We start from the raw sequence: 3,679 nt of genomic DNA, 5'->3' as shown, positions 1-3,679 counted from the left end.
CAAGATACTTATGTTCTCACCGTAGGGACTACGGGTAGAGCCTGCTAAGATAACCGATGGATAATCGGTGTTCGCAGGAATCTCCCACTTCAAACAGTCCGTTAGGACGTTAAGTGGTGAGTAGTTCAAAAAGCTAGTTACAAACAAAAATTCTTTTGTCTAATTTAGAATAAATGAGTTTAAAGGCAAGAAATATAAGTTTTTAGCCTCAGTAAAACATAGTATCAACGTTTGAATTGTTTAAAAGAAGATAGCCATTCATAATTTTACTGAAAGAAAAAGAAAAAGAAAATGAAGTTTAAGACTAAATCTAGCAATGAATGCATGTTGTTAAACAATTATATGATAATAAAAAAGGAGTGGGGGATCCACTCCTTTTATCACGACAATTAGTGGTCAAAATCATAAAAAAATAGGCGTATCAAGAAAAGTGTTGATACGCCTTAAAACTACATTGTTAAACAACATGTGTCTTTAAATGTGTCGTCGTGTAGTAATAATGATATTTATTTAATTATCTTAGTTTCAGTATTACAAATACTGGCTATCTTCTTTTATAAAAAATATATAATTTATTCAATTATTTTTTCGATAACAGGCATAACAGCGATTGGCGGAATAGAGTGAGTCCATCCTACGGAAAATATATTAAGTTTTTCACCTACGCTGTAGTTATCTTTGCTAGTAATAGGGACACGTAAAATTTTATTATGAGAGGCTAATTCCCACCAATTATTTTGATAAGAGAGTGCCTCCTCTTTTGTGTCAGTGTCAGCTACAACTAAATAATTATCATCTGCTGAAATAACATATCCAGTGAAAGGTATCTGTATTCGTACTTGTTCTTCCTTAATAGGAGTAGGGTTACTTATAGAATCTGCCGAAGTAGGAGTTAATCCAAAAGCTAATCCACATCCTAGTGTCAGAGTGGTTACCACTGTTACTAATTTTTGTTTTTTTGAAAACATAATATAAATCCCCCTTATATTTTATCCGTACACCATCACCTTTCTATTTTTATGTATAGAAAGCCTTTTTCGATTCCTAAATTTAACAATTATGTCACGATTAATCCATTGTTTTTTCAACTGGGTATTATTTAAAGATAATATATGTTATAATTCACCAAATTAACTATTAATGGTATCTTTATCTTTTAGTGAATATCTATTTTTGAAAAGAATGATAGCATTATTTTTCATGAAATTTTCCTATTTGCATGATTACCTAATTTTTATGTACAATAAAGGAAAGAGAGTTTCTTAGACAGGAAGAGGAAAGTCATGACCAAGTCATTAGTAAATTTACGAATTGATTTTGCTTTTAAGCAATTATTTGGAACAAGTGGTAGTGAGGATATTCTTATCACATTTTTAAATGCCATGCTAAAGGATTCATTAGAATCACCTATAATGTCACTACAATTAGAGGATCCACATTTACATCGAGAACACGAGGATGATAAATTATCAATTTTAGATGTCTCAGCCACATTAGACACAGGTACTAAAGTAAACGTAGAAATTCAGCTGAATAATAATCACGACATGATTAAACGAAGTTTGTATTACTGGGGTAAATTATATACTTCACAGTTACAAAAAGGGATGCCTTACAGCTCTCTTAGTAAAACAATTACTATTAATTTGTTAAACTTCGTACTTTTTCCCGAATATGAGGAATTTCATACAACGGGAAAGCTATGGAATGTACAACAGCAAAAGCAGTTTAGTGATGATATAGAGATACATGTTATAGAGCTTCCTAAATTAATGGAACAATGGCGGGAAGGGAAAGTTAATCCGTGGGAAGATTCATTTGTTCGTTGGCTGTTATTACTTCCGGCAAATGAAGATGAACACTTAACTCAAACATTGGAGGACATTGCGATGAATCAAGATCCGATTTTACAAAAAGCAATGAATAAGTGGGAGCGAATGAGTCAAGATTCGTCATTCCGACAAGCCTATGAAGCGAGGGAAAAAACCCTAATGGATGAAGCTGCAAAGTTTGCTCACGCAGAGGAGCAAGGAATCAAAAAGGGTATTGAAGAAGGAAAAAAAGCTGAACGTATACAATTGGTATGTGGTATGTATAAAAACGGAATGTCTGTAGAGGATATTGCGAAATTTACGAAGTTACCTATAGAAGAAATAAGAGAAATTATCCAATTATAAATAAAAAAGAACACTTACAGGATTTGTAGGTGTTCTTTTTTATGACCAATAATGCCCGGAGTATAATTATTAGTTTGATGTATCGTCAGGAAAATATGAGTTTACAACATTAAATATTTTTAAAGAATTATACTTGGATTCTACCTTAAATACATGCTTTATATTCCATCATAATATTGTTAATAATTGTTTTGACGGGCAAAATTTCTTTGATTTCATTTACTCGTGCGCCTGCGAAAACAAGTCCGTTTTCACAATCACCATCCATAGAGGTTATTAATGAATCTAGCGTGCAGAAACGATAAGAACAGTTTTTTAAGCAATTTATACACTTTTTTATTTTTATCTTTTTATTATCAGCTATTAATTTAGTAAAGTTATTTTTAACCGCACGACCTTGGAGACCGACAGTTGTTTTGACTAATATAGTATCTTCTAATCGAGCATTTATATATTTTTCCTTAAAGGATAGTGGTGCGTCACACTCATTACTTGCGACGAATCTTGTACCCATTTGCACACCAAATGCACCCATTTTTAAGGCATGAGCAATATCTTTTCCGGTCATAATTCCTCCAGCAGCAATTACGGGAATTTCGACCGCTGCAACTACTTCCGGTAATATATCGAATAAAGGTCGCTCGGTACCCAGATGTCCCCCTGCTTCATGCCCCTCTACTACAACAGCGGCCGCACCCAATCGTTCAGATAATTTAGCTAATTTGGCTGAGGAAACTATCGAAATAACTGGTATGCCGGCATTTTTTCCCCAAGTATACATATCTCGTGAAATGCCAGCACCAGATATGATGAAATCAACTTTTTCCTCAATGGCTGCTTTCATTTTTTCAGCAAAATCATTCATTGCAAAAAGGACATTTACTCCAATATAACCAGTATTCCGGATCTTTTCTTTCGCCTTCCTAATATGCATTCTCATTTCATCTATGGAAATACCAGTTCCTGATATAATCCCAATTCCTCCAGCATTTGCAACTGCAGATGCAAGTTTACTTAATGAAATGCCTACACCCATTCCTCCCTGCATAATTGGGACCTTTGGCATCATATGCCCGATTTTTAATTGTGGAAAGTTCAAGTAAATACCCCATTTCATTAATGTTATTAGAGTAGATCTGTTAAACCGCCCTCAGTTTAACACAGTGTTTGGAACAAATACTAGGAAATTAATACTTACTACTAGTAGTTTATGATGTTTTTTGTTAGTTTTCACAAAATGTTCGAATAGTTCGCTATAAAATTTAGAATAATATCAAATGTATATTTAGGATTTTGGATAAAAAAGCAACGAAATTTGAATATTATAATGAAAAATGTCTTTAAAGATTAGATTTGTCAAAAATGACGTGGGATGTAATCATTAATTATTTTGAGTGGGGATATGAACACACATCCATCAACTTAAGGTATATTTTTATACAAAATGCGGTCTTTCTATATAGTTTTTTATTATCTTTTATAGATTTTATAAAAGTAGGCAT

Annotated in this window: 3 protein-coding genes; 1 reads left to right on the top strand and 2 read right to left on the bottom strand. The window is 32.9% G+C overall.

Annotated features, from left to right (window positions below; genetic code table 11):
• Positions 1 to 572 precede the first annotated feature (572 nt).
• On the bottom strand, positions 573 to 968 hold the full coding sequence (locus BM089_RS30145; protein ID WP_061530230.1) for a DUF3221 domain-containing protein: 396 nt from the start codon (positions 966 to 968) through the stop codon (positions 573 to 575).
• A 315-nt stretch (positions 969 to 1,283) separates the two neighbouring features.
• On the opposite strand from BM089_RS30145, the gene BM089_RS30140 reads away from it, so the two are divergent.
• Entirely contained in the window at positions 1,284 to 2,177 is an 894-nt protein-coding gene (locus BM089_RS30140) for an Rpn family recombination-promoting nuclease/putative transposase (protein ID WP_090979150.1), read from the top strand.
• Positions 2,178 to 2,322: 145 nt separating this feature from the next.
• Here BM089_RS30140 and BM089_RS30135 read toward each other — a convergent pair whose 3' ends face one another.
• Positions 2,323 to 3,294 (bottom strand): NAD(P)H-dependent flavin oxidoreductase, encoded by a 972-nt coding sequence (locus tag BM089_RS30135; RefSeq protein WP_090979147.1) that lies wholly within the window; start codon positions 3,292 to 3,294, stop codon positions 2,323 to 2,325.
• Positions 3,295 to 3,679 lie beyond the last annotated feature (385 nt).

The sequence above is a fragment of the Bacillus sp. 5mfcol3.1 genome, from assembly GCF_900114335.1.
GTDB lineage: Bacteria > Bacillota > Bacilli > Bacillales > Bacillaceae_G > Bacillus_A > Bacillus_A thuringiensis_S.
The sequence above is the reverse complement of the archived record's forward strand: the minus strand, read 5'-3'. Positions and strand labels throughout refer to the sequence as shown.

Bases quoted from the DNA above. Each gene is read 5' to 3' on its own strand.
- BM089_RS30145 (WP_061530230.1), bottom strand. From the start codon at position 968: ATGTTTTCAAAAAAACAAAAATTAGTAACAGTGGTAACCACTCTGACA.
- BM089_RS30140 (WP_090979150.1), top strand. From the start codon at position 1,284: ATGACCAAGTCATTAGTAAATTTACGAATTGATTTTGCTTTTAAGCAA.
- BM089_RS30135 (WP_090979147.1), bottom strand. From the start codon at position 3,294: ATGAAATGGGGTATTTACTTGAACTTTCCACAATTAAAAATCGGGCAT.